This is a genomic window from Propioniciclava sp. (assembly GCF_036744435.1).
In the GTDB taxonomy this organism is placed as follows: domain Bacteria; phylum Actinomycetota; class Actinomycetes; order Propionibacteriales; family Propionibacteriaceae; genus Propioniciclava.
Genome location: NZ_DAIOIA010000217.1, coordinates 258 through 2,270, shown reverse-complemented (window position 1 = coordinate 2,270; position 2,013 = coordinate 258). Strand labels below are relative to the sequence as shown.

Genomic DNA, 2,013 nt, shown 5'->3' with positions numbered 1-2,013 from the left:
CACCCAGTCCTCCGGTGGGTTGTTCCAGACCACGACGGCCAGCCCGTTGGTGCCGACGACCTTGTCCGTGCGCTGCGTGCGGGCGGCATAGGGCGGACGCATCAGCGTCGGCTTCTGGCCGGTGATCCTCTGCAGGGCCGCATTGGTGCGCCTGACCTCCCACGCCACCTTCGCGTCCGGCAGGTCGCTGGTCGGCTTGTGGTCATAGGTGTGGTTGGCGATCTCGAAACCCTGCGCATGCTTAGCCTCAATCCACCGGTTGACGTTGTGCGTGTGTTTGTGCTTGTGGATCCCGTCTGGGATTGACGTCACGAGGGTGTGCGGGCATGCGTGATCGCCCGGTCTGTCCGGGTCTTCCACTTGGGTTTCCTTGGTCGTGACGGTCTGGTGGCGTGTGGGTCAGGTGGTCATGATCGCGGTCCACAGCCGCTGCCAGTGGGCGGCCCAGGGCCATCGGGTGGGTAGGTGTAGACGAACCCGACGCGCCGAGGTGGCGACGCGCGCTGGTGTGTGGATGAGGTGGGCGCGGATGGTCGCCGTCTCGGCCCTGCGGTAGCGGCCCCCGGCGGTGACGCCGAGGGCCCGGGTGAGGTTGAACGCCATGGTGGCGAGGGCGAGCCAGGCACCGTTGGCGTTGAACGACTTCGACGGCAGGTGCGCCAACGGGCCGGCTTTCAGGTCGGCGAACACCTGCTCGATGATCGCGTGGCCACGGTGGGTCTTCTCCGCCTCGACCAACGGGGCGGTCTGGTTGGTGAACAGGGCGTGGTAACGCCACACCTGGAACAGGCCGTCCTGGGCGGCGGCGGCGAGTTTCTTGGTGTTGCGTTCGGGGACCCGGCGGACGATCAACCGGGCGGTGACCTTCCCACGCCCATGCGAGGTGAACGCCGTGTAGCCGACTTCGGCGATTTCGGCCGAGGAGATCAGTTCGCCGGTGTCGGGGTCAACGATCGCGTTGGGGTACACGATGGGGGTCCACGCCTGCTCGTCGATGGTGGCGATCTGGGCACGGACCCCCTTGTTGAGGCGGGCTCCGATCGAGAACTGGCAGCCGGCCTTGACGATCGCGGCGACCAAGGCTTGCTGGTAGTAGGCCGAATCCGCCCGGACCAGCACCGGGCCGGCCACGTGCGCGCGGCGCAGGGTGGCCAGGGCGTCGCGGACCAACCGGACCGCGCCGTGCGCGGAGGATGCTGCGCCACGACGGAGCCGAGCGGCCGCGATCACCGGCGCGATGTCAGGGCCGGACACCGTCGCGAGTTGGGCGTTCAACCCGCGCACGCGGGTGTAGCCGTGCTGGGCGCCCTGCTTGCCGCGGCCGTAGACAGGTTTGATCGTGTCATCGACATCGAGCCACACCACCGGCCCGGTGGGCAGCAGGCCAGGCACCCGTTCGCCCAGCCGGCACAGGGTGCGGGCTGCGACGGCGTCGAGTTGGCGGACGTGCCCGAACCGGAACGACCTCAGGAAGCTTCCCAGCGTGGACGGTGCCCGTACCCCTCCGAACAGTCTGGCCATCGCACCGTGCCGCAGGACGTCGAGGTCGTCGATGCTGTCCGCGCCGGCCAGCATCCCGGCCAGCACGGAGGTGAGCTTGGTCCCCGCACAGCCCTTCGCGCCGGGCACCGTCAACAACTCATCCGCCACCTGCACCAGTCCAATCCGGCCGGCCAGCATCATCGCTGGCACCAAGCCGGCGGACCCGACCAGGTTGGGCTCGTCGAACGACGCCGACATTCGGCCGGGGGTGTGAGACAGTTGCATCTCGGAAGTGCCCTTCTTGGGGGAGCTACGGAACTCTAGACAAGTCCCATTCTCCCTTACCAGAGGGCACTTCCTCGCTTAACGCACCGCTACCAGGCCGGTGGATTCAGGCTTAGACGCATGAACAGGTGGTTCTTCAGCAGATCCGACTGGGTGAGCCGCAGTCCGGTGTTGTTGAGCGACTCGAAGATCCGGTGCGCGTTGTCGCCGGCCTCAGCCGTGACCGCGACGAGCGCGAGCCCACGG

The 2,013-nt window shown here is 67.9% G+C and carries 2 protein-coding genes; both read right to left on the bottom strand.

What is annotated here, in order from left to right:
• The coding region (locus tag V7E09_RS15330; protein WP_324523701.1) for a polysaccharide deacetylase family protein at positions 1–360 on the bottom strand (360 nt) is incomplete at its 3' end.
• Positions 361–399: 39 nt separating this feature from the next.
• Positions 400–1,767, bottom strand: coding sequence for an IS1380 family transposase (locus V7E09_RS15325; RefSeq protein ID WP_291918682.1), 1,368 nt, complete (start codon positions 1,765–1,767; stop codon positions 400–402).
• Between the last annotated feature and the right edge of the window lie 246 nt (positions 1,768–2,013).

Bases quoted from the DNA above. Each gene is read 5' to 3' on its own strand.
- V7E09_RS15325 (WP_291918682.1), bottom strand. From the start codon at position 1,767: ATGCAACTGTCTCACACCCCCGGCCGAATGTCGGCGTCGTTCGACGAG.